Genomic DNA, 22065 nt, shown 5'->3' on the forward strand with positions numbered 1-22065 from the left:
CACCGAATCCTACACTATTTAATGTTGCCTGAAACAAATGAAATATAACCGAATAAAACGAAAAAACAATGTCAATGTTGGTATTTATGTTGTTCGTTTTTGATCTTTTTTGCTAATTGCAATAACTCATGTGCATGCTGTTTCGTCAAGTCTGTAATTTCTACTCCAGAAATCATACGGCTAATTTCGTTAATTTTTTCTTGTTCATTTAACGCTTCCACCGTTGTTTTTGTCCGTCCATCCTTCGTTTCTTTTGCAATAAATAAATGCGTATCTGCCATCGCTGCCACTTGTGGTAAGTGCGAAATACATAATACTTGTGAATGGCGTGCCACGCGATAAATTTTTTCTGCAATGGCTTGAGCGACGCGACCGCTTACACCGGTATCGACTTCATCAAAAATAATGGACGTGACACCTTGATGTTTAGAGAAAATGCTTTTTAAAGCAAGCATCATGCGCGACAATTCTCCACCTGACGCAACTTTTGCCAGCGGCTTTAACGGTTCTCCAGGGTTTGTCGAGATGAAAAATTCGATTTCATCCATTCCGTCTGGTTGTAACTTTACAGGCGCTCCATCAAGCAACGGATCATTATACGTTCCTTGTCGTTTTCGAAAGACGACATCAAACGTCGTTTTTTCCATGTATAAATCTTTTAGTTCTTGATGAATGTCATCGATCAGTTGTTTCGCATATTTCATACGCAATTCGCTAATATGTTTCGCTTCGACTAACAAATCGGCAGTAATGGACTGAAGCTCCGTCTGCAATTTATGAATATGATCATCGCGGTGTTGAATCGTTTCAATTTCTTCTTCCACTTTCGCCGCATATTCTAAAATATCACGTACCGTTTGGCCGTATTTCCGTTTCAAATGATTAATTTCATTTAAGCGACTTTCAATTTCATCAAGCCGAAGCGGGTCATATTCTAACTGATCTAACTGTTCGCGTAGCTGGTGAGCAACTTCTTCTAACAAGTAGTAACAGTTCGATACAACCTCTTGAGCTTGTTTAACGGATGAATCAATCTCGCTAACATGATCTAAATGATTCATTGCTAGTCCAATCCAATCAAGTCCACGTTGCTCTCCGTACAGCGCCTCATAGCTGCTTTGTAACGCCTCATATATTTTTTGGAAGTTGACGATTTTTCGGCGCTCTTCCATCAGTCGTTCATCTTCATCTATTTGCAAATCCGCTTTTTGAATTTCATCTAACTGAAATGTTAACAAATCTAATCGATGTGCCATTTGTTGCTCGTTTTCATTTAATTTTTGCAGTTGGCGCTTCACTCGTTCATATGTGGCATATAACGCACCGTATTCTTCTAAAGCGCCACGAATATGCTCGCCACCATATTCGTCTAATAAGTGTAAATGTTTACTTTCATCAAGCAACTCTTGATGCTCATGTTGCCCGTGAATATCAACGAGCGTAGAACCAATTTCACGCAACGCTGCAATCGTGACTAATTTCCCATTTACACGACAGACGCTTTTGCCGTTTATCGTTAGTTCTCGACGAAGCACGATCATACCATCGCTTATATCGATGCCGAGTTCGGCACATTTGCTGTAACATGGGTGATCGTCTCGTTCAAGCAAAAAAAGACCTTCAATTTCAGCTTTTGCTTCCCCGTACCGAACAAATTCTGCCGAACCGCGTCCACCAATTAATAAATGAATGGCATCAATAATAATGGATTTTCCCGCTCCCGTTTCTCCCGTTAAAACGGTTAATCCTTTTTCGAACGAAAGCGAAAGGGATTCAATAATAGCAAAATTTTTAATGGATAACTCTGCTAACATTTTCTGTTCACACCTTTATTACAGCATGTCCAGCAATCGTTTTGAAATAACTTCTGTATCTTCTGGCGTACGGCAAATAATTAAACACGTATCATCCCCGCAAATTGTTCCAACAATTTCATCCCATTCTAAATGATCAAGCAGTACACCGATGGCATGTGCATTTCCTGGTAACGTCTTCATGACAAGCAAATGACCAGCGCCATCAATTTTCACAAACGCATCCATAAGTGCTCGTTTTAACTTTTGGAGCGGATTAAATCGCTGGTCCGCAGGTAAGCTATATTTATATCGCCCATCCATCATTGGCACTTTCACTAAATGTAGTTCTTTAATGTCGCGAGACACCGTTGCTTGTGTGACGTTAAAACCTTCTTTGCGCAACATATCAACAAGTTCATCTTGTGTTTCAATATCATGGTTTGAAATAATTTCACGAATTTTAATATGACGTTGTCCTTTATTCAACGAAAACACCTCTTTCGTGTGTATAACATATGCATATTTATACTTCTATGTTACCGAACGATAGACAGGCAAACAAGAGGGAATAACCGACCGTTATTCCCCCGCATGTTCGTTATTTTCTTTCAGTTCATCATGCGCCCTAGCAACAACTTCTTCTGGAGAAACTGTCAACCGATTTTCTCCTACTTCTTTGCCTTCCCAACGTAAATGAAGTAAAAATTCAATATTCCCGTCACCGCCTGTGATTGGCGAGTAGGTTAGCCCAATAATATCGTACCCTTCTTGTTGAGCAAATGCTGTAATCGTTTCGAGCACATGTACGTGAACGCGTGCATCACGAACGATTCCTTTTTTTCCAACAAGCTCTTTTCCCGCTTCAAATTGCGGTTTGACTAAAGCAACCACATCGCTATGTGGCACTAAAATGGTTTTTAAGACGGGCAAAATTAATTTTAATGAAATAAACGACACGTCGATTGTTGCAAAATTCGGCAGACCGTGCTGAAAATCACTCGGTGTCACATAACGAAAGTTTGTCCGCTCCATGACAACAACACGCTCATCTTGACGCAGTTTCCATGCCAATTGGTTGTAGCCAACATCAAGAGCGTATGACAACTTCACCCCGTTTTGCAACGCACAGTCTGTAAATCCGCCTGTCGATGCACCAATATCGAGCATAATTTTATCTTCGACATGAACCGAAAACGCTCGTAACGCTTTCTCGAGTTTCAGTCCCCCGCGGCTCACATACGGTAATGCATTTCCTTTCACCGTAAGCGGAATGTCAACAGGTACTTTTTCTCCCGGTTTATCAAGTCGCATTTCATTCGAATATACAAGACCGGCCATAATTGTTCGTTTCGCTTTTTCACGCGTTTCAGCCAATCCACGTTCAACAAGTAATACATCTAAACGTTCTTTCTTCCCTTTCATCTCTCATGCCCTTTTTCTTTTTTTCGGAGTTAATAAACAAATTCGTTCCATTACATGTTCTGTTGTCAATCCAATTTCTTCTAGAAGCTGTGGCACACCACCATGTTCGATAAAGCGATCCGGTATGCCCATTCGGTCGATCATCGCTCCATGATAGCCATGATCATGAGCAAATTCAAGTACCGCGCTACCAAATCCACCTTGAAGCACCGCTTCTTCAATTGTAAGTAACGGCATATTTTTTTGTAATAACGCATGTAACATATGTTCATCAAGCGGCTTAATAAACCGAGCATTGACAACTTGTACAGAAATCCCTTCATTTGCAAGACGTTCAGCTGCTTGAAGCGCCATCGGAATCGTCGTACCGAACGTTAAAATCGCAGCGTCTGTTCCTTCACGCAACACTTCCCATGTACCGATCGGAATTTTTTTCAATTGCTTATCCATCGGCACACCGAGACCGTTGCCGCGCGGAAAACGCATCGCAATCGGGCCGTCATCGTATTGAATAGCTGTATATACCATATGTTGACCTTCATTTTCATCTTTTGGCATCATTAATACGATGTTTGGAATATGGCGTAAAAAAGCGATATCAAACACCCCTTGATGCGTTTCACCATCCGCACCAACGAGACCTGCACGGTCAATGCCAAAAAACACGTTTAAGTTTTGACGACAAATATCGTGAACAACTTGGTCGTACGCCCGTTGTAAAAAGGTTGAATAAATTGCTAAAAACGGTTTCATCCCTTGCGTTGCTAAACCAGCGGCCATCGTCGCCGCATGTTGCTCGGCAATACCGACGTCATACATGCGCTCAGGAAACTCACTTGCAAATCCTTCTAATTTTGATCCAACAGGCATCGCTGGCGTAATGGCAACAATGCGACGATCTTCGCGCGCTAATTTGCGCACCGTTTCACTCACAAGCGCACTCCAAGATGGAGCAGACTGCTTTGTTTGAATGAAATCACCCGTTTCAATTTTATATGGTCCTGTGCCGTGCCACGTTCCGACTTTGTCGCTTTCGGCCGGATGGTATCCTTTTCCCTTTTTCGTTATGACGTGAACAAGGACAGGTCCTTTCGTCTTTTTTGCATAATGTAAGTTTTCAAATAAATCTTCAAAGTTATGGCCATCTACCGGACCAAAGTACGTAAAGCCTAATTCTTCAAAAAATACGCCCGAAACGAGTAAATATTTAATGCTATCTTTCACACGTTCCGCTGTTGTAGCAAGCTTTCCACCGACAGCCGGAATTTTCTTTAACAACATTTCTAACTCATCTTTTACCCAATGATATTTTCCTGCTGTCCGTAGTCGTCCGAGCACATTGTGCAGCGCTCCAACGTTTGGAGCAATTGACATTTCGTTATCATTTAAAATGACGATGATATCTTTTTTCTCATGTCCAATATGATTTAATGCTTCTAGCGCCATTCCACCGGTGAGTGCACCGTCTCCAATAATCGGAACAATATATTCATCCGTTCCTTTTAAGTCGCGCGCAATCGCCATGCCCATGGCAGCAGATAACGACGTCGAGCTATGCCCTGTTTCCCATACGTCATGTTCGCTTTCGCTCCGTTTTGGAAAGCCACACAATCCTTTATACTGTCGCAACGTATCAAACTGACTAGCACGACCGGTTAAAATTTTATGCACGTACGACTGATGGCCAACATCCCAAATGAGTTTATCTTTTGGACTGTCAAATACTTTATGAAGGGCAATTGTCAATTCAACGACTCCGAGATTCGGACCAATATGTCCACCTGTTTTCGATAGTTTTTCAATTAAAAATTGTCGAATTTGCTCACTCAATTGAACGAGCTGTTCATTCGACATTTGCTTTAAAAATTTCGGGTTTTGAATCGCTGTAACATCCAACGCGATCACTCTCTTTCATGTAAGCTAAAACAATCGATATCATACAGTTTTATGTATTTTTAATTATACAGATAAACATGCTTGTACGCAAAAAAGAGCCGCTTACACGAACGTGTGAACGGCTAACATTTCTTTTCCACTATACCACATGTTGCTTATTTCCTCAATGCTATTAATGATCGCGCGTTTCGACGATATCACAAATATAATGTAGTAGCGATGTGTCCACCCCAACTTCATGAAGAAGCGTACGCGCCTCTTTCATGTGATCGCGAAGTTTTCTTTTTGCCCCATCAAGCGTCAAAAGAGCAGGATAAGTCGATTTATGATTTTCGATGTCGCTCCCCACTTTTTTTCCAATTTTTTGTTCGTCCCCTTCAATATCTAAAATGTCATCGCGAATTTGAAACGCTAAGCCGAGATGGTCGGCAAATGCTGTTAATAGTGTTAATTGTTTCTCTGTTGCTTCACCTAATATGGCACCCGCTCGAACGCTGTATTGTAACAGTTTTCCTGTTTTATGACGGTGAATGTATTCTAATTGTTGCAAATGAATCGTTTTTCCTTCTCCTTCAAGATCCGCTACTTGTCCGCCAACCATTCCTTCAGGTCCAGCTGCTTTCGCTAATTCAGAAATGAGACGAACTTTTACGTCAGATGAAATCGCTTCAGCATCCGCAACAACTTGGAAAGCGTATGTCAGCAGCGCATCGCCCGCTAAAATAGCATTGGCTTCACCAAATACTTTATGATTTGTCGGTTTACCGCGCCGTAAATCATCGTTATCCATACTTGGCAAATCATCATGAATGAGCGAATACGTATGAATCATTTCGAGCGCACAGGCAGTTGGCATCCCGATATGTACTGGCTTCTGAAACGCATGTAACGTAGAAAGCAATAAAAGAGGACGAATGCGTTTTCCACCTGCTTGCAGCGAATATAACATCGCTTCTTTGATCGTCTCAGGTGCCTGCAACGACTCAATGTATGCGGGGAGCTGCTGTTCAATTTGCTCTTTATATTGTCGCAATACTAATTCCATATTCAACTTCTATTCCTCCTGCACCGTAAACGGTTCAAGTTGCCCATCTTCCCGTAGAATAAATTCCATTTGTTTTTCAACTTGTTGTAATTTGTCGTGACAAAACTTCGATAATTTCATGCCCTGTTGGAAAAAGTGAATCGCTTCCTCAAGCGGAACGTCCCCCTCTTCTAACTTTTGCACAATGTCTTCAAGTTTGCTCATCGCTTCTTCAAACGTCATACGTTCTCCTCCTCAATATCAGAAACAATACAATGTGCGCGCCCGTCTTGAAAACGGATACGAACGCGATCTCCTGTTTGCAATTGTGTCACTGTCTTAATGAGCATGTTTTGTTCATCGTACGCAAGACTATAGCCACGTTCCATAATTTTTAATGGGCTAAGCGCATCGAGCTTCGCCATCGTTGTTGCGAGCGACCATTTTTTTTGTTTGATCACATCGCTCATATTGCGGACAATGGTTTGTTCTAACGTTCGAACACGTTCAGTCGCTTTTTCGATTCGTGATTGCGGATGATGGGTCAACAATGTCAGTTGTAGTTGCCGAAGTTTATTTTCTTGTCGTTTTAACATATCGCTCATTTGCCGTTGCAATCGATCAACAAGTATATCTAGTTGCTGCTCTTTTTGTTCATAAAGTCGCTTCGGATAGCGAAAAGCATACGACGACCGTAACGATTGAAGCCGTTTTTGTTCTGTGTTCATTCGTTCTTTCATTGCTCGAATGAGACGCGCTTGCTGATCGGACACACGGGAAAGTAAATCTGCAACATGTGGCACTGCAAGCTCCGCTGCTCCTGTTGGCGTCGGTGCACGTAAGTCGGCAACAAAGTCAGCAATCGTGTAATCCGTTTCATGCCCGACAGCAGAAATAATCGGAACGCGCGAGGCAAAAATCCCCCGCGCCACAATTTCTTCATTAAACGCCCAAAGCTCTTCAATCGAGCCACCACCGCGTCCGACGATGAGCACATCAATATATCCCATGTCATTCGCTTTTTGAATCGATTGAACGATCGATAACGGAGCTTGCTCCCCTTGAACAAGCGTCGGAAACAAAATGACTTTCGCTAGCGGATAGCGACGACGAATCGTTGTTAAAATATCGCGAATCGCTGCCCCTGTTGGCGATGTCACAACCCCAATATGTTGCGGAAATTTTGGAATTGGCTTTTTATGTTTTTGATCAAATAGCCCTTCTTGTTTCAGTTTCTTTTTTAATTGCTCATACGCTAAATAAAGCGCACCGACACCATCCGGTTGCATCTCTTTGACATATACTTGATACGTCCCGCTCGGCTCGTATACGGAAATTTCGCCGCGTACAAGTACAGTCATTCCGTTTTCTGGCTTAAATGTCAGTTGACGATTATATCCCGCAAACATAACCGCTTGAATGCGCGCTTGCTCATCTTTTAAAGTAAAGTACATATGTCCACGTGAATGATATGTAAAGTTTGAAATTTCCCCTTTAATCCATAAATCTTGTAAATGAGGATCAACTTCAAATTTTCGTTTAATGTACTTCGTTAACGCCGCAACAGTTACATACCTCATGTCTGTCACAAAAATAACCTCGCTTATTTATGTTGTTCACGTGCTGCTTGTACGGTATTGTGCAACAACATCGTAATCGTCATCGGTCCAACACCTTTTGGTACAGGGGTAATGTAGCTTGCTACTTGTTTTACATCATCAAAATCGACATCTCCACACAACTTTCCATTTTCTAATCGATTCACACCGACATCGATCACAATTGCTCCTTCTTTCACATATGAAGACGTGATCAGCTTCGGTTTGCCGACCGCAACAATTAAAATATCTGCTTGACGTGTTATAGCGGCTAAATCGTTTGTGCGCGAGTGACAATACGTTACCGTCGCATGTTCACGTAAAAACAGTTGACCGACGGGTTTACCGACGATGTTACTACGTCCAACAACGACGACATGCTTTCCTGCAATGTCCACTTGCAAAGATTGAACCATATATAAAATGCCGTACGGTGTACACGGTAAAAACGTTTGTTGTCCCGTCATCATTCGGCCAATGTTGAGCGGATGAAAACCATCAACATCTTTTTCTGGCGCGATCGCTTCAATCACATGTAATTCATTAATTTGTGGTGGTAGCGGCAATTGCACTAAAATGCCGTGTACTGAGCGATCTTCATTTAAACGAGCAATTTGCTCTAACAAAAACGACTCGGATATGTCACTTGGAAAAGTCAGTAAAATTGAACGAATCCCGATTTCTTCACATGCTTTTTGCTTCGCTTTCACGTACGATTGTGAAGCAGGATGATCTCCAACAAGAATAACGGCCAGTGATGGAACAATGCCTTCTTGTTTTAACTGCTCGACTTCTTTCGCTAATTGTGCTCGTTTTTCTTTTGCTAATTCAAAACCGTTAATGATTTGCGCTGTCATAAACCCTTCTCCCCCTTATTCGTTTAAGACAATGTTTCTTTTATTTTTGCAAGTACGCCGTTAATAAAGCGACTTGATTTTTCGTCACCAAATACTTTGGCTAACTCAATAGCTTCGTCCATACTTACGCTCAACGGAATATCATCCATATATTTCATTTCAAATACAGCCATGCGTAAGATGGAACGATCGACGTTTGCGACACGCTCTAACGTCCATTTTTCTAAGTGTTGGCGCAATAAATCATCAATTTCTTTTTGGTGCTTAACTACACCAAAAACAAGCATTTCCATAAACGGATCTGTTTCTTCTTCAATGACGTTAGCAACCGCTTCGTGTGGTTCAATGCCTCCTACGTCAATTTGAAACAACGCTTGTAACGCTTTTTCTCTTGCTGTATGCCGTTTCATGACCAAAACCCTTTCTATCATATTGTCGAAAATTATATCATGATCATAACATATTTCGCCGAAAGAAAACACTCGCACATCGAAAAAGGGCGATCTCATAAACGAGATTGCCCTTTTTCTTTACTCCACTTCCGTCTCTACTTTCGATGTTTCAAATTGAACACCGACAATATGGACGTTCACTTCAGCTGTTTCTAATCCTGTCATCGTCAACAACGCTTGGCGAACGTTTTCTTGAATTTTTTGCGAAACCGTTGGAATGGATACACCAAAGTTCATCACACAATAAATATCAATGACAATGCCGCGGTCCGTTAAATCCACTTTCACGCCTTTACCGTGATTTTTTTTTCCTAACCGCTCAACGACACCAGCCGCAAAGTTACCGCGCATTTGCGCTACTCCCTCAATTTCAGAAGCCGCAATGCCTGCGATAACTTCAATGACTTCCGGTGCAATTTCTACTTTACCTAAACTGTTATGACCATTTTCCATTTCTAATACGTGCTCAGACATAACAATTCCCCTCCTTCATCATTAAGAGTTCATTACATCGTATGTTTCTAAAAACTTTGTATTAAAGTTTCCTTCGACAAACTTTTCATGTTCAAGCAATTTCAAATGAAACGGAATCGTCGTATGAACTCCTTCAATAACAAACTCACTCAAAGCGCGTTTCATGCGGGCAATCGCTTCTTCGCGAGTCGGTGCATGAACAATCAGCTTGGCAATCATCGAATCGTAATACGGTGGAATCGTATAGCCCGGATAAGCGGCAGAGTCCACTCGCACGCCAAATCCTCCCGGTGGTAAATACATTTGTATTTTCCCAGCGGATGGCATAAAGTTTTTCGCAGGGTTTTCCGCATTAATTCGGCATTCAATAGACCAGCCGTTAAAAGTGACATCCTCTTGTTTCAACGTTAATTTCTCACCTGATGCCACGCGAATTTGTTCTTTAATTAAATCGACACCTGTCACCATTTCCGTAACTGGGTGTTCCACTTGAATGCGCGTGTTCATCTCCATAAAGTAAAATTGGCGATTGCGGTAGTCGTAAATAAATTCCACCGTTCCAGCTCCCGTATATTGAACTGCTTGCGCTGCTTTGACAGCTGCTTCCCCCATTTTCTGACGCATTTCTTCATCAAGTACAGGAGATGGTGTTTCTTCTAACAGTTTTTGTAAACGACGTTGAATCGTACAATCGCGCTCTCCAAGGTGAATGACGTTTCCGTATGAGTCTGCTAGCACTTGAATTTCCACATGCCGAAAATCTTCGATGTATTTTTCAATATATACCCCTGGATTTCCAAACGCTGTTGCAGCTTCTTGTTGCGTGATCGTAATTCCTTTGATGAGCTCTTGCTCGTTTCGAGCGACCCGAATGCCTTTTCCACCGCCACCTGCAGTTGCCTTAATAATAACAGGATACCCGATTTCGTTCGCTAGCGCAATTGCCTCATCGATGCTTTCAATAATTCCTTGTGAACCGGGAACGATCGGAACCCCAGCTTGTCTCATCGTCTCACGTGCAACATCTTTTGTACCCATCTTTGTAATCGCTTCCGGACTTGGTCCGACAAACGTAACGTTACATTCTCGGCATAGTTCAGCAAAATCAGCGTTTTCAGCTAAAAACCCGTAGCCTGGATGAATTGCATCACATTGAGTTAACGTCGCTACACTCATAATGTTTGTAAAGTTTAAGTAGCTGTCTTTAGACGTTTTGGGACCGATACAATATGCTTCGTCTGCTAATTGAACATGAAGCGCTTCGCGATCCGCCTCAGAAAATACAGCAACCGTCTCGATGCCAAGCTCTTTGCACGCCCGAATAATCCGAACAGCAATTTCCCCACGATTGGCAATTAACAATTTTTTTATCATCACGATCGCTCCTTTATTCAGGCTTCACAAGGAATAAAGGTTGTCCATATTCAACGAGCTGGCCATTTTTTACAAGCACTTCTACGATCTCTCCATCCACTTCCGCTTCAATTTCATTAAACAATTTCATTGCTTCAACAATACATACAATCGTATCTTTTTTCACTTTATCGCCAACTTTTACGTAAGGTGCGGCATCTGGTGATGGCGCTGCATAAAACGTACCGACCATCGGCGATGTAATCGTATGTAGGTTTTCTGTTGCAACAACTTGTTTTTCCGGCTTCGCTTCTTCTTTCACTTCCACTTTCTCAACAACAGGTGTCACCGGTGGTTGTTGCTGGACAACAGATGTTTGTGGCACGTCCACTTTTGGTGTAGCAACAACAACTTGTTCAGCTGCTCCAGCTTTTTTCATTTTAATTTTTGAGCCGTCGTGTTCGTATACAAACTCGACAATGTTTGACTCGTTTACTAATCGGATTAATTCGCGAATTTCTTGGATTTTCAACATTGACTTACACCCCTCGCCCCATCATTTGTAGAAAAAGATTACACAATACCATGATACGACACACCTTTTCCATTATTCAATAAAATGATAAGAAAATGTTAGAAAATTTATATCTGGTCATAAAAACAATTATTATTATATAGTATTATAAAATTTGTTTTCAACCGAAAAAAAATAACCGGTTTACCGGTTATTTTTGGAAACGAACAGCTACATCTCGCACGCGACCAAGTTCACTTTGAACGAGTTGGATAATTTCATTCGCTGCTTTTTTCGAATGCTCTTTCGATTTCACTGTGATATGCACTTGATTTTCGTGAACGCGAACAAGGGCATCGTCATATCCTTTCGATTTAATTAACGTTTCTAACACCGCTTCTTTTTCTGCAATATTCGATAGTTGTTGCAACTGATCGATTGCTTTGCTTTTTTCTTCAGCAGATACGTTATTGGAAGCGACAATGGCGTTCAACTCTTGACGCAACTTGCTTCGCTCATCTTCAATTTCGAGTCGAAGCGCAGTAAACAAATCGTCGCTTCCTGTATTCGTTTGTTCGACAGTTACGTCTTCCTCATTTACAACTTCTTCTTTCATCGCTTCATCTGTCGTTTTTAAACCTTTTTCATTGTTTGCCTCGTCCTTTTGTTCAAACGCCACTTGCTCTGTGAGCTGAGGACTTGTTACATAATACACCGATAAGACGACAACTAAACTAAACATTGTTAACAACCAAACTGTTTGTTTTTTCAACATATGTTCTCCCCCTTACTTTTTTGGTAAAACAGCAACGCGATGACTCGGAACGTTCAACGTTCGCGTCACAGCTTCGATAATCCATTTTTTCACTTGCACTTGATCGGCTCCTTTAGCAACAACAAGCACACCGCGAATTTCTGGTTTTTTCGTTTGCAGAACAAGAGGCGTTTCTTCGTCTCCTTTGCGCACGATCACAATTTTTTCGTCTGTTGATTCATCTTCAATTTGACGCTTTCCACCTTCTTTATCTTCTTCCATCGTTCGTTTTTTTTGAACGATTTCATTTTTTTCAAGTACGTTTTGTTCTGTGGCATCGACATTTACGATCACTTTTACTTCACCAACGCCAACAATCGCCTCAAGCGCTTCCTTTAATTGCTGTTCGTATCGTTCTTCATAGTCAGCAATTTGTTTTAATTTTTTCTCTTCATCTGTTTGACGAAATACAGCTTGGGTCGTTTCTTGTTGAACTTGTTTTGAAGAAGAGAAATTAAATACATTGCCAAAAATCATAAATGATAAACCGAAAGCTAAAAGGATTACAATTAATCCGTTTTTTTCAATCCATTGTTTCACCCCTCCCTACTCCCTCCTTTCTAGATGAATCGTGATCAGTTCTGGATCTACTCCCCACATATGTGCTAAAAAGCGGGCAATGTCGTCATGTTTTTCTGTTATTGATGGCGATGATTGAATGCGAATCGGCTTCACAACAGAAGTCGTTTCTTCTGCCAACTCCACTGTAATCGCTTCAATTGGTGGAGGAGATTGTTCCGACTCCCCGATCGTTAATGAAATATCCGTCACCGTTAACCCATATGTGCGCATCAACTCCTCAGCCGCTGTGTTCTTTAGCTGGACAGCCATTTGTTCTAAAATATATGCACGTTGTGAGGCTTGTATTTCTTTTTTCTTTTTTTCAATGTCATTTTCGAGCGTTTCATTTTGTTGGTGTTGAATTGAAGTAAACCACGTATCTACATTCCCATGAAATAAACGAAGAAGTGGAGAAAATAAAATGAAAATAAACAGTAAACCAACAACCATCTTTACATATTTTTGAAATGAGCCATTTGGTAAAATAAGATCGATGATAACGGCTAGCAAAATGAATGTGATAAGATGGGAAATCCATTCGGTCAATAGTCCCACAGGCCTCTATTCTCCTTTCAGCGAACCATCATCGTTAAATTTCCTGCTGCGATGATGACGGTCATACTTAAAAAAAACATAAGCGATACGATCATCAGAGCAACGAGCACGTACATGATACTTTTGCTCATTATACTCAAACAGGAAATGACGATGCCTCCTCCCATCGGTTGTAACATTGCGGCTGCTAGTTGATAAATAAGGGCGATGACTAAAATTTTGATCGCTGGAAACGCTGCAATAAGAAGCAACAGAGCCACTCCGAACAACCCAACTGTATTTTTTAATAAGACGGAAGCGGTAACGACTGTATCGGCTGCATCGGTAAACATTCGCCCGATAATCGGGATAAAATTTCCTGCCATAAATTTTGCTGCTCGTATCGCCACTCCATCCGCAATTGCGGTTGTTGCTCCCTTGACCGACAATACACCGAAAAAGATCGTTAGCATCACACCAAGTGAACCTACACTAATGTTGCGTAACAAATCGGCTAATTTCGTTACTTTGTAATGTTCGCTTAATAAGCTAACGATGCTTAAAATTGTTGCTAAAAATAAAAGCGGTAATGAAAAATGTTCAACGATCGTTCCTGTTATGTTCATAAAAAATAACACAATTGGGTGAAAAAAGGCTACAGATACAACACCACCAGAAGACGCCATAAGCGCAAGTAAAATCGGTAAAAGAGCAATCATAAAACTCGTCATCGTCTGAATAGCCTCTTTCGCATACGTGACAGCAACATGAAAACTGTTTAGTGCAATAATCATCAGCACCATATAAACAACCGCATGAGCGACTTTACTGACAGCATGGTGTGAAAAAGCGTTTTGTAACGATTGTAAAAATATACTAAATACCGTTAGTAAAATAAGCATACCGAGCAACTTTCCATTCGCCATCAGCTCGTACAATAAAAACTTTATAAACGCCTGTAACCATTCGCTGAGCGATAGTTCTTTTTCGCCATTTATAAACTGCCAAAACGATCCTTTTTGGCTTTCTGGCAATAACCCTCCATACTGTTGAACAATGTGATCCCAATATTGTTTTATCGACTCCACACCAACTTGTTCCGCTTGTTGTTTCACTAGTTCATTCGTTGTTGGTGAAGCTTGTACAACGGAAGGCAAGAAAAAAAGGAGAAAGAAAAATAGGATGGGAGCGTACTTCATGTCATCACCCCTTCATCGGAAGAAAGCTCAAAATCGTTTCAATTAAAGCTGTTAAAATCGGAATCGCCATCGCTAAAATTAAAATTTTTCCACCGAGCTCAATTTTTCCAGCGATCGCTCCTTGTCCCGCATCTTTCGAAATTTGTGCGCCAAACTCTGCAATATAAGCAATGCCGATAATTTTTAAAATCGTTTCGACATACACCGTTTGAACGTGTGCTTCGTTCGCTAGCGTTTGAACCATGCGAAAAATGTCTTGAATGCGATCCATTAAAAATAAAAAAATAACTGTTCCAACAAAAACGGTTAACAAAAGTGAAATATTCGACTTATGTTCGTTTAAAATCGTCACTAAAAACGTTGCAATAAGTCCGAGTCCAACAATTTGCAAAATATCAATGAGCATTCCCTCCTAACTTTGAAACAAAAAAACAGATTTAATTTTTTGGAATAAGTCTTGAACGATCGAAATGACTAAAAATAAAATATAAATAAACCCTAATAATGTAACCCATTGTGCATATTCTTTTTTTCCAATCCCTTCTAATACAGCGTGCAAAAAAGCAACGACAATGCCTACACCAGCAATACGAAAAATTAAATCTACGTCAACGCCCATTTGAAATGTCCTCCTCTATATGAGTAAAAGCACGATGAGAATGCCCGTTAATACACCTAAACTTTTCATCATTTTTTCATAACGTTGTTGTTTTTCGATGGCGTCCCCTTCTTCTCTCTCTAAATGCACCATCGTTAAACGAATATAATTTTGTTGAATTTCATGATCGTATTGTCCAAGCGTCTCGCCAAATTGTTTCATAATCTCCAATTCCCCTTCTTTTAAGGCGGTCATTTTCCATACTTCGTGTAAACTTTCCTCCCATGCTTGACGAGCATTCATCGTTCCTTTTTGCAACTTTTGCGCAAACGATTCAAACAACCATGATAACGGTTTCGATAGCTGTTGAGATAATCGAAACGCAGCGTCCATTAACGGCGTATGCCCGTACATAATTTCTGCTTCAAGTGCCTGCAATGCCATTTTTAACTGGCGCAATTGTCTTGTGCGCTCGCGTAAAAGTCGCGACGCTTCAAAACCTGACCATGTTGTCGCCAATATAATGCATATTGCTCCAATCCATTTCATTTACATCACGCTCATCTTTCGATATATATCGCGACCGTTTGCATCTCGAACGGCTTGAATCGTTCCAGGACGTCCGATATTCGTCAATTCAACAAATCGTTCAAATACAGCTTGTTCTATAATTGGGCGCAGCGATGGGCGCTTGATTATATCGTCGAAATGGTGGCCATGCGCTGTCATAAATAAGCCCACTCCCGCATGAACCGCTTCTAAAATTGCGGTGCAATCTGCCTCACTTCCGATTTCATCAACGATCAATACATTTGGGCTCATCGAACGAATCATCATCATCATTCCTTCTGCTTTCGGGCACGCATCGAGCACATCGACACGATAGCCGAATGTAAATTGCGGAATGCCTTTCACGCAACCAGCAATTTCTGAACGTTCATCGACGATGCCTACTTTTTGAGATGTAATCTGTCTCTCTTTCACCCCAATGCTTACGATGCGTGCAATATCACGAAGAAGCGTTGTTTTTCCTGTTTGAGGCGCTCCGATAATCATCGTATTAAGCCATCGTCCGTCGTATAAGTAAGGAAGAAGTGGCTCAGCGATGCCGATTTGTTGCCGGGCCATTCGAATGTTAAATGATGTAATGTGTCGGATCGCTTTCACTTTTCCGTCTTCTGTAATTACTTTTCCAGCTAAACCGACTCGATGCCCACCTTGAATCGTGATGTAGCCTTTTTTCAACTCTTCTTCGATCGTATAAAGAGAATATTGGCTTAGTTTATTTAATAGTTCGATGCCTTCTTCCATTTGTACAATATGTGGACATATGTACGACCTCCCCCTAGCAATGACTTCCAATGGGCGATGAATGCGAATGCGAATTTCTTCGATCGCAGAATGAGAGCCAATAGGAAACGATTGAATGGCGTGCACGAGCGTTTTAGGCAACATATCAAACACTGCTTGCATCTTCTTCCCTCCTTCATTTCACAACATAAATGCCGATCAATATACATACAACCCCAACACCGATCCATACGAGCTTAAACAATGATAGCTCATTCGCCACCGCAACAAGCCCAATCATCATAACAACGAAAAAAATCGTCGGACCGACAACAGCAAGCAATGTATTAACTGCAAGCGCCTTTTTTACATCATTCAGCGACAACATAACAATTGCTGCACTTAACTCAATCGCTGCGGATAAAAAGCGTAACCCCGCCATTGTCCAAACCGTTGCATCAATCTTCATCGCATCCTCCTTGTACAACAGTGCTAGTACAACGTATGCAGAAATGGGACAATTCAGAAGTGCAGAAAGGAAAAATTCATAGGGAAAGATGTTTACAGATAGAGAGAGAAAACCATACAATGTTTGTATAAAAAGTAATAATTTAAAATAGCGGAGAAGAGAGGAATTGATTTGAATTTAAAATACGTTATCGGTTTATTTATTTGCCTAATTCCCATTTTACCAATTATAAAATTTGCATTGAAACGAGTGGAAACTTCTAATATAAATTCAAAACAAATCGATGCTATACTATACATAAACTTACCGATTTTTCTTTATTTTTATTTATTTTATATTTTTCATACAAATGAACTGTCATTTATTTTTTTAGTTCTTATCTTTCTTTACTCCCTATTTTTTGTTACTTTATTTTTTGCTAGTGCCATCAAGGAGGGAATTGCTCGAAAAATCATAAACATTTGGAAAGATTTATGGTGAAAAACTTTTTGCTAATTGTTTTAATGAAGGATGGCACATCAAACGGTATGCTAAATAACAAATGAAGGGGATGATCAAGATGGCATACGTCATTCGCAAAATGAAACAAGAAGATATAAAACAAGTTCAATATATAGCGAAAATAACTTGGAATGCTACTTACGAGGGTATCATCCCTTCAGGTGTGCAGGAGAATTTTTTAAAATTGGCTTACAGTGATGAGCAAATGAAACAACGATTACAACACTCTACTTTTTTTGTAGCTGAAGTAGGAGACAACATCGCAGGATTTTCCAACTTTTCTTCAATAAGGGAAGATGGAGAGGTTGAATTGTGGGCTATTTATGTTCATCCAGAACAACAAGGCAGAGGAATCGGCTCCGCTTTGTTACAAAAAGGGATACAAATAGACGGTGTAAATAAAATTTATGTAAATGTTGAAAAAGATAATCAAATCGGAAAGACCTTTTATGAAGCTAAAGGTTTTGAAGTTGTGAAAGAGTTTGATGAAGAGTTTGATGGTCATATGTTAAAAACAATCAGAATGGTTTTAAAACTTTAAAATTCCCATATACGAAATTCAGCTTGTCGATAATCGACAAGCTGAATTTCGTACTTTCATGAGTTTCCATTACGCGCGTGATACGTATGTGCCGTCTGTTGTGTTAATAATTAACACATCGCCTTCATTAACGAAGAACGGTACTTGAACGACAAGACCTGTTTCTAACGTTGCTGGTTTAGAGCCACCTGATGCTGTATCACCTTTAATGCCTGGCTCTGTTTCAACCACTTTTAATTCCACTGTGTTTGGCAATTCGACACCAATCGTTTCGCCTTGATACATCATAATAAATACTTCCATGTTTTCTTTTAAAAACTTTAATTCATGTTCAATTTGTTTTGCAGGCAGTTCAATTTGCTCATATGATTCCATATCCATAAACACATGTTGATCGCCGTTTGCGTATAAATATTGCATTTTGCGGTTATCAATTTGCGCTTTGTTTACTTTTTCACCGGCACGGAACGTTTTTTCTTGAATCGCACCTGTGCGCAAGTTACGAAGTTTTGAGCGAACGAAAGCTGCACCTTTTCCTGGTTTCACATGTTGGAATTCGATGACGCGCCAAATGTCACCGTCGACTTCAATCGTTAAGCCTGTACGAAAATCGTTTACTGAAATCATGTTCATTTCCTCCTACGTCTATAAAATAATGAGTTCTTTTGGTGAAAGAGTGAGCCGCTCATTGCCGTTTTCTGTAATGACGATGTCGTCTTCAATGCGGACACCGCCTAATCCCGCTATGTAAATGCCTGGTTCAACCGTCACAACCATCCCCGGCTGTAGCACTGTATCCGAACGCATCGAAAGCGCTGGCATTTCATGCACTTCCATGCCGAGCCCATGGCCTGTGGAATGCCCAAAATATTCGCCAAATCCGCAAGCAGAAATGTAATCGCGTGTGAGCGCATCTGCCTCTCGCCCTGTCATCCCCGGACGAATGTGTTCAACACCGCGAAGCTGGGCTTGCAATACGACATCATATATGCGCTTTAATTCATCGTTTACATCTCCAACTGCAACCGTTCTCGTAATATCGGAGCAATATCCTTTATAGTATGCGCCAAAATCAAGCGTGACGAACTCGCCTTTCTCAATCACTTTCTCTGTCGCCACCCCATGTGGCAATGCCGAGCGCACACCGGAGGCAACGATGATGTCAAACGATGAACTTGTCGCTCCTTGTTTGCGCATAAAAAATTCCAACTCATTCGCCACGTCTATTTCACGCACACCTGGGCGAATAAAATCGAGAATATGGCGAAAAGCGGCATCGGCAATCTCGGCTGCTTCCTTTAATATCTTAATCTCTGCTTCCGACTTAATCAAGCGTAACTTTTCAACCGCGCCTGAAACTGGGACAAACGTTGCTTTGATTGCTTTTTCATATGCTGAAAACGTTGCATACGAAAGATCGTCTTGCTCAAATCCAAGCTTTTTAATACCTAATCGCTCGACTTGTTTCGCTACTTCTTCAATGAGCGTTTGTGTATGTTGAACAATTTCATACCCTTCAATTTGTCTTGTCGCTTGCTCGACGTAGCGAAAATCGGTAATAAATACGGCATCCGTTTCGCTAATTAAAGCAACACCAGCCGTCCCTGTAAAATTCGTCATATAGCGACGATTATACTCGTTTGTAATGAGAAATCCATCAATGCCATGTTCGGCAAATTGTGCACGAAGTTTTTGTACTTTATCCAATGTTATTTCCCCTTCCCTTCAACCATATCAAGCAACGCTAAAATCGCCAATCGATATCCGTTTACACCGAGACCAACAATTTGCCCAGCCGTCACAGGAGCAAGAACAGATTGGTGACGAAACGGCTCTCTAGCGTGAATATTTGAAATATGTACTTCAATGACTGGTGTTTGTATACTTGCAATCGCATCACGCAACGCATAACTATAATGCGTAAACGCCCCAGGATTAAAAATGATTCCATCGTACAACGATTCCGCCCGATGAATTTGGTCAATTAACGCCCCTTCATAATTACTTTGGTAGCATGTTAACTCGGCTCCATATTCACCGGCAAATTCCGCTAACTGTTTTTCTAATTGAGCAAGTGTCGTATGCCCATAAATGTGCGGCTCCCTCATACCGAGACGATTTAAGTTTGGACCGTTTAAAAGGAGGAATCGAACCATTCCCCCTCTCCCCCCTTTACTGATGAAAATACATATGGTTATTTTACCACATCGACCTGTTTTTGTCGCCTCATCTCTGCAACTTCAAATGAAATGGAATAACCGATAAACATTCCATATAAAATGTAAAAGCATACCATCGTGACAACCGTATTTCTCTCAAGTTGTGAAACAGCTTTTAACTGCGGAAAAATGGGATTTAATACGTAAAAAACAAGTACCCATAACCCGATGCCGAAAGCGACGCCTGGCCAAATGCCTTGACGATTTTTTAAAAAAGCATAGTACAGAAACGAAGCAATAACTGAAGCGAGCCCAATGAACAAAATCGCAATCGTCTGACCAAGGGCACCGTCTTTCCAATCACCGATCGCCCACGGTTGCAAAATGAAATTTGGCGCGACTTCTGTAAAATGAAAAAAATAAGCACAGTATGCGAGGAAGCTCCAAAATACACCCCCAATAAAACCAATCAATGCAACTTTTGCTAAAACGGGCATTGGTTTTTCTCTTTTATTTTGTTCAAGTTGTGCGTCTTGTTTCGTTTTTGTTTGCACAGCAATCACCTCCGTTTTTATCTTGTCCAAAATATTGGATCTCATGTGTATCAGCTCTCATTTTTGGCAACAATACAAATACAAACGATACATCGACCTAGAGGTTTTTAGCGTTTTCTTGTAGAATATAAGAAAAAAGAAAATAGGTTGGTGTCTTCTTATGAGTAAAAACGTATATGGCGGGCAGGCAGTCATTGAAGGGGTCATGTTCGCTGGACGTAATCATTCCGTCACAGCCATTCGGCGAAAAGACGGTTCGATTGAGTATTTCCACGTTCCACGCGAAACAAATAAAACGCTTGCTTTATTCAAAAAAATTCCGTTTCTTCGCGGCATTTTTGCAATTATTCAAGCAAGCGCGAACGGCTCGAAACATTTACAGTTTTCAAGTGAACGATATGATCTTGATCCAAATGAAGATGAAGCGTTGGACAATGAGGCTCCATCCAAATGGACAATGATTTTAGGTGTTGCGCTCATCGGGGTGTTATCGTTTTTATTTGGGAAGTTTATTTTTACGCTTATTCCTGTATTTTTAGCCGAATTAACGAGACCGATGTTCCCATCGAACACAGCACAAATACTCGTTGAAGGGTTTTTTAAACTTCTTTTACTTTTAGGGTATATTTACTTTATTTCGCTCACACCACTCGTTAAACGACTGTTTCAATATCATGGAGCAGAACATAAAGTAATTAATGCCTATGAAAATGGGTTACCGTTGACGGTTGAACATGTACAACGACAATCTCGTCTTCATTATCGTTGTGGTAGTAGCTTCATTTTATTTACTGTCATCATTGGCGTATTCGTTTATATGTTCGTCCCAACTGAACCACTTTGGGTGCGCGTATTAAATCGATTAGCGCTCATTCCCGTTGTATTAGGATTATCTTTTGAAGTATTACAAGTCACAAACGCGTTGCGACATGTTCCTGTGTTGCGCTCACTTGGCTACCCCGGCTTATGGTTACAACTATTAACGACGAAAGAACCGACTAATGATCAAGTGGAAGTAGCGATCGCATCATTTCAACGTTTGCTTGAGTTAGAGGGAGAAGCGACGAAACAGCAAGAAGAAGTGGTGTAATGATAAAGGAGGTGGATCGATTGCGTCGGCGCCCATTCCCGCTTATTACTTTGCTTATTGTATTCGCTATTTTTGGGTTTTCTTATCGTTTATGGAACGATCCGATTCAGTTGTTGAAACAAATATTTTTTATCATATTTATTGTAGCTGTTTTTTACGGCATATATAAATGGGTACAAAGGCGACGCTTTGGTCAATCATATCAAAGAGCGGTGAAACAATCGAAAAAACTCCACCATCAAAAAACGAAGCCGACGTCGAAAAAACAACCGCGCCCAACTGCTTTAAAGAAAAAGCACGCCACTCACTTAACAGTCATTGAAGGTAAAAAAGGAAAGAAAAAAAATCGGGCTTCTTTTTAGCCCGATT

At 40.8% G+C, this 22065-nt stretch carries 28 protein-coding genes; 3 read left to right on the forward strand and 25 right to left on the reverse strand.

All coding sequences use genetic code 11. The annotated features are described in order from the left end of the window. Positions 1-71 precede the first annotated feature (71 nt). The 21 genes from recN to HNQ84_RS04785 form a co-directional block, all read right to left on the reverse strand. Positions 72-1814: a DNA repair protein RecN gene (recN, locus tag HNQ84_RS04685; RefSeq protein ID WP_435621336.1), complete on the reverse strand. Its 1743-nt coding sequence runs from the start codon at positions 1812-1814 to the stop codon at positions 72-74. Between the two features lie 18 nt (positions 1815-1832). Then, the gene (gene ahrC / locus HNQ84_RS04690; protein ID WP_004889608.1) at positions 1833-2282 is read right to left on the reverse strand and encodes a transcriptional regulator AhrC/ArgR; all 450 of its coding nucleotides are present in this window, start codon (positions 2280-2282) and stop codon (positions 1833-1835) included. Between the two features lie 93 nt (positions 2283-2375). Further along, positions 2376-3218, reverse strand: a complete 843-nt coding sequence (locus HNQ84_RS04695; RefSeq protein ID WP_435621337.1) for a TlyA family RNA methyltransferase — start codon at positions 3216-3218, stop codon at positions 2376-2378. 3 nt (positions 3219-3221) lie between these two features. Further along, positions 3222-5114: a 1-deoxy-D-xylulose-5-phosphate synthase gene (dxs, locus tag HNQ84_RS04700; protein WP_435621338.1), complete on the reverse strand. Its 1893-nt coding sequence runs from the start codon at positions 5112-5114 to the stop codon at positions 3222-3224. A 172-nt stretch (positions 5115-5286) separates the two neighbouring features. Then, positions 5287-6159: a polyprenyl synthetase family protein gene (locus HNQ84_RS04705; protein ID WP_435621531.1), complete on the reverse strand. Its 873-nt coding sequence runs from the start codon at positions 6157-6159 to the stop codon at positions 5287-5289. 9 nt (positions 6160-6168) lie between these two features. Next, positions 6169-6381: an exodeoxyribonuclease VII small subunit gene (locus tag HNQ84_RS04710; RefSeq protein ID WP_435621339.1), complete on the reverse strand. Its 213-nt coding sequence runs from the start codon at positions 6379-6381 to the stop codon at positions 6169-6171. Next, positions 6378-7718, reverse strand: coding sequence for an exodeoxyribonuclease VII large subunit (gene xseA / locus HNQ84_RS04715; protein WP_435621532.1), 1341 nt, complete (start codon positions 7716-7718; stop codon positions 6378-6380). The genes HNQ84_RS04710 and xseA overlap by 4 nt, the downstream gene beginning before the upstream one ends. 23 nt (positions 7719-7741) lie before the next feature. Continuing rightward, complete coding sequence (gene folD / locus HNQ84_RS04720) at positions 7742-8593, reverse strand: bifunctional methylenetetrahydrofolate dehydrogenase/methenyltetrahydrofolate cyclohydrolase FolD (protein ID WP_435621340.1); 852 nt, start codon at positions 8591-8593, stop codon at positions 7742-7744. A 23-nt stretch (positions 8594-8616) separates the two neighbouring features. Further along, entirely contained in the window at positions 8617-9003 is a 387-nt protein-coding gene (gene nusB / locus HNQ84_RS04725; protein ID WP_032100009.1) for a transcription antitermination factor NusB, read from the reverse strand. A 120-nt stretch (positions 9004-9123) separates the two neighbouring features. After that, on the reverse strand, positions 9124-9519 hold the full coding sequence (locus HNQ84_RS04730) for an Asp23/Gls24 family envelope stress response protein (RefSeq protein WP_183244068.1): 396 nt from the start codon (positions 9517-9519) through the stop codon (positions 9124-9126). A gap of 21 nt (positions 9520-9540) precedes the next feature. Continuing rightward, positions 9541-10893 (reverse strand): acetyl-CoA carboxylase biotin carboxylase subunit, encoded by a 1353-nt coding sequence (gene accC, locus HNQ84_RS04735; protein WP_006318014.1) that lies wholly within the window; start codon positions 10891-10893, stop codon positions 9541-9543. Between the two features lie 13 nt (positions 10894-10906). Then, positions 10907-11407: an acetyl-CoA carboxylase biotin carboxyl carrier protein gene (gene accB / locus HNQ84_RS04740; RefSeq protein WP_183244070.1), complete on the reverse strand. Its 501-nt coding sequence runs from the start codon at positions 11405-11407 to the stop codon at positions 10907-10909. A gap of 190 nt (positions 11408-11597) precedes the next feature. Continuing rightward, on the reverse strand, positions 11598-12161 hold the full coding sequence (locus tag HNQ84_RS04745) for a SpoIIIAH-like family protein (RefSeq protein WP_435621341.1): 564 nt from the start codon (positions 12159-12161) through the stop codon (positions 11598-11600). Positions 12162-12173: 12 nt separating this feature from the next. Next, complete coding sequence (spoIIIAG, locus tag HNQ84_RS04750) at positions 12174-12740, reverse strand: stage III sporulation protein AG (protein ID WP_435621342.1); 567 nt, start codon at positions 12738-12740, stop codon at positions 12174-12176. Positions 12741-12746: 6 nt separating this feature from the next. After that, the gene (gene spoIIIAF / locus HNQ84_RS04755) at positions 12747-13316 is read right to left on the reverse strand and encodes a stage III sporulation protein AF (protein ID WP_435621343.1); all 570 of its coding nucleotides are present in this window, start codon (positions 13314-13316) and stop codon (positions 12747-12749) included. 17 nt (positions 13317-13333) lie between these two features. Then, positions 13334-14494: a stage III sporulation protein AE gene (spoIIIAE, locus tag HNQ84_RS04760; protein ID WP_435621344.1), complete on the reverse strand. Its 1161-nt coding sequence runs from the start codon at positions 14492-14494 to the stop codon at positions 13334-13336. Positions 14495-14498: 4 nt separating this feature from the next. After that, complete coding sequence (gene spoIIIAD, locus HNQ84_RS04765; protein WP_343055775.1) at positions 14499-14900, reverse strand: stage III sporulation protein AD; 402 nt, start codon at positions 14898-14900, stop codon at positions 14499-14501. 6 nt (positions 14901-14906) lie between these two features. Beyond that, positions 14907-15113 (reverse strand): stage III sporulation protein AC, encoded by a 207-nt coding sequence (gene spoIIIAC, locus HNQ84_RS04770; RefSeq protein ID WP_032100016.1) that lies wholly within the window; start codon positions 15111-15113, stop codon positions 14907-14909. 15 nt (positions 15114-15128) lie between these two features. Beyond that, positions 15129-15641 (reverse strand): stage III sporulation protein SpoIIIAB, encoded by a 513-nt coding sequence (gene spoIIIAB, locus HNQ84_RS04775; RefSeq protein WP_435621345.1) that lies wholly within the window; start codon positions 15639-15641, stop codon positions 15129-15131. Then, a complete protein-coding gene (gene spoIIIAA, locus HNQ84_RS04780) occupies positions 15642-16565 on the reverse strand; it encodes a stage III sporulation protein AA (protein ID WP_435621346.1) in 924 nt (307 codons plus the stop codon). A gap of 13 nt (positions 16566-16578) precedes the next feature. Continuing rightward, positions 16579-16851 (reverse strand): YqhV family protein, encoded by a 273-nt coding sequence (locus HNQ84_RS04785; protein ID WP_435621347.1) that lies wholly within the window; start codon positions 16849-16851, stop codon positions 16579-16581. Between the two features lie 559 nt (positions 16852-17410). Here HNQ84_RS04785 and HNQ84_RS04790 point away from each other — a divergent pair. After that, entirely contained in the window at positions 17411-17893 is a 483-nt protein-coding gene (locus HNQ84_RS04790) for a GNAT family N-acetyltransferase (protein ID WP_435621348.1), read from the forward strand. A 69-nt stretch (positions 17894-17962) separates the two neighbouring features. Here the strand turns inward: HNQ84_RS04790 and efp are convergent, their stop codons facing one another. From efp to HNQ84_RS04810, 4 genes are read right to left on the reverse strand one after another with little or no spacing between them, the layout of a single operon-like run. Beyond that, positions 17963-18520 carry an elongation factor P gene (gene efp, locus HNQ84_RS04795; protein WP_004889583.1) on the reverse strand — a complete coding sequence of 186 codons (558 nt, stop codon included), beginning with the start codon at positions 18518-18520 and terminating at the stop codon, positions 17963-17965. Positions 18521-18538: 18 nt separating this feature from the next. Beyond that, positions 18539-19600, reverse strand: coding sequence for a M24 family metallopeptidase (locus HNQ84_RS04800; RefSeq protein WP_435621349.1), 1062 nt, complete (start codon positions 19598-19600; stop codon positions 18539-18541). A gap of 2 nt (positions 19601-19602) precedes the next feature. Beyond that, the gene (gene aroQ / locus HNQ84_RS04805) at positions 19603-20049 is read right to left on the reverse strand and encodes a type II 3-dehydroquinate dehydratase (protein ID WP_032100024.1); all 447 of its coding nucleotides are present in this window, start codon (positions 20047-20049) and stop codon (positions 19603-19605) included. A 38-nt stretch (positions 20050-20087) separates the two neighbouring features. After that, complete coding sequence (locus tag HNQ84_RS04810; protein ID WP_435621350.1) at positions 20088-20651, reverse strand: YqhR family membrane protein; 564 nt, start codon at positions 20649-20651, stop codon at positions 20088-20090. A gap of 115 nt (positions 20652-20766) precedes the next feature. Between HNQ84_RS04810 and HNQ84_RS04815 the strand changes: the two genes are divergently transcribed. Together HNQ84_RS04815 and HNQ84_RS04820 are read left to right on the forward strand one after the other, a co-directional pair. Then, positions 20767-21696, forward strand: a complete 930-nt coding sequence (locus HNQ84_RS04815) for a DUF1385 domain-containing protein (protein ID WP_055440945.1) — start codon at positions 20767-20769, stop codon at positions 21694-21696. Positions 21697-21716: 20 nt separating this feature from the next. Then, positions 21717-22058, forward strand: coding sequence for an SA1362 family protein (locus HNQ84_RS04820; RefSeq protein ID WP_435621351.1), 342 nt, complete (start codon positions 21717-21719; stop codon positions 22056-22058). The last annotated feature ends 7 nt before the right edge of the window (positions 22059-22065 follow it).

The sequence above is a fragment of the Anoxybacillus eryuanensis genome (genome assembly GCF_051200995.1).
In the GTDB taxonomy this organism is placed as follows: domain Bacteria; phylum Bacillota; class Bacilli; order Bacillales; family Anoxybacillaceae; genus Anoxybacillus; species Anoxybacillus tengchongensis.

Coding starts and splice junctions, on each gene's coding strand:
- recN (WP_435621336.1), bottom strand. CDS start 1,814: ATGTTAGCAGAGTTATCCATTAAAAATTTTGCTATTATTGAATCCCTT.
- HNQ84_RS04695 (WP_435621337.1), bottom strand. CDS start 3,218: ATGAAAGGGAAGAAAGAACGTTTAGATGTATTACTTGTTGAACGTGGA.
- HNQ84_RS04705 (WP_435621531.1), bottom strand. CDS start 6,159: ATGGAATTAGTATTGCGACAATATAAAGAGCAAATTGAACAGCAGCTC.
- HNQ84_RS04710 (WP_435621339.1), bottom strand. CDS start 6,381: ATGACGTTTGAAGAAGCGATGAGCAAACTTGAAGACATTGTGCAAAAG.
- xseA (WP_435621532.1), bottom strand. CDS start 7,718: ATGAGGTATGTAACTGTTGCGGCGTTAACGAAGTACATTAAACGAAAA.
- folD (WP_435621340.1), bottom strand. CDS start 8,593: ATGACAGCGCAAATCATTAACGGTTTTGAATTAGCAAAAGAAAAACGA.
- nusB (WP_032100009.1), bottom strand. CDS start 9,003: ATGAAACGGCATACAGCAAGAGAAAAAGCGTTACAAGCGTTGTTTCAA.
- HNQ84_RS04730 (WP_183244068.1), bottom strand. CDS start 9,519: ATGTCTGAGCACGTATTAGAAATGGAAAATGGTCATAACAGTTTAGGT.
- accC (WP_006318014.1), bottom strand. CDS start 10,893: ATGATAAAAAAATTGTTAATTGCCAATCGTGGGGAAATTGCTGTTCGG.
- accB (WP_183244070.1), bottom strand. CDS start 11,407: ATGTTGAAAATCCAAGAAATTCGCGAATTAATCCGATTAGTAAACGAG.
- HNQ84_RS04745 (WP_435621341.1), bottom strand. CDS start 12,161: ATGTTGAAAAAACAAACAGTTTGGTTGTTAACAATGTTTAGTTTAGTT.
- spoIIIAE (WP_435621344.1), bottom strand. CDS start 14,494: ATGAAGTACGCTCCCATCCTATTTTTCTTTCTCCTTTTTTTCTTGCCT.
- spoIIIAD (WP_343055775.1), bottom strand. CDS start 14,900: ATGCTCATTGATATTTTGCAAATTGTTGGACTCGGACTTATTGCAACG.
- spoIIIAC (WP_032100016.1), bottom strand. CDS start 15,113: ATGGGCGTTGACGTAGATTTAATTTTTCGTATTGCTGGTGTAGGCATT.
- spoIIIAB (WP_435621345.1), bottom strand. CDS start 15,641: ATGAAATGGATTGGAGCAATATGCATTATATTGGCGACAACATGGTCA.
- spoIIIAA (WP_435621346.1), bottom strand. CDS start 16,565: ATGCAAGCAGTGTTTGATATGTTGCCTAAAACGCTCGTGCACGCCATT.
- HNQ84_RS04785 (WP_435621347.1), bottom strand. CDS start 16,851: ATGAAGATTGATGCAACGGTTTGGACAATGGCGGGGTTACGCTTTTTA.
- HNQ84_RS04790 (WP_435621348.1), top strand. CDS start 17,411: ATGGCATACGTCATTCGCAAAATGAAACAAGAAGATATAAAACAAGTT.
- efp (WP_004889583.1), bottom strand. CDS start 18,520: ATGATTTCAGTAAACGATTTTCGTACAGGCTTAACGATTGAAGTCGAC.
- aroQ (WP_032100024.1), bottom strand. CDS start 20,049: ATGGTTCGATTCCTCCTTTTAAACGGTCCAAACTTAAATCGTCTCGGT.
- HNQ84_RS04810 (WP_435621350.1), bottom strand. CDS start 20,651: ATGAGATCCAATATTTTGGACAAGATAAAAACGGAGGTGATTGCTGTG.
- HNQ84_RS04815 (WP_055440945.1), top strand. CDS start 20,767: ATGAGTAAAAACGTATATGGCGGGCAGGCAGTCATTGAAGGGGTCATG.